Here is a 452-nt window from a genome sequence, read left to right as displayed (position 1 = left end):
TTCATTTTTCTCTCCTGCTTCGTTGTGTCGTACGTTCACAATTCGTAATAAGTCTCTGGTCATTTGCTCGTGAAACTTAGTTTCACCACCTTCTATCCGCTGGCGTTTTCGACCAGCCTAATTCTGCATGCGCTGCGCGCTAAGATGACCTTCTTTAGTCAAACCCCATCTACTATAGGCGGTTGCTCTTAACAACCAGGGCGGGTGACGGGTTTGATTCCTTTTTACTTTTCTTGCTTTCGTTCTGCCACAACGTACTTCATCAATTCGGCTCTATTGATCGCTTTTTCTTAGCTGCTGCTTTTCGCTTCTTTAAACTGCGCGCCTTCAGGTACTACGCCGTGCTCGATGTAGCGCCACAAGGCAATCGCCAGTCTTCTCGCCACCGCGACGATCGCCACACGTCGACCGCGTTTGTTGGGCGCTTGGCTGTTGGTCTTTTCCGCAAACCA

General features: G+C 49.6%; 1 pseudogene. It reads right to left on the bottom strand.

Annotated elements, in window-relative coordinates:
- Positions 1 to 290: 290 nt before the first annotated feature.
- Positions 291 to 452, bottom strand: a pseudogene (locus H8K52_RS21420) (IS110 family RNA-guided transposase); the annotation flags it as partial.

Source organism: Affinundibacterium seohonense (genome assembly GCF_014284305.1).
GTDB classification, from domain to species: Bacteria; Pseudomonadota; Gammaproteobacteria; order Burkholderiales; family Burkholderiaceae_D; genus Undibacterium; species Undibacterium seohonense.
Note: the sequence above shows the minus strand (reverse complement) of the source record. Positions and strands in the feature narration are given on the sequence as shown.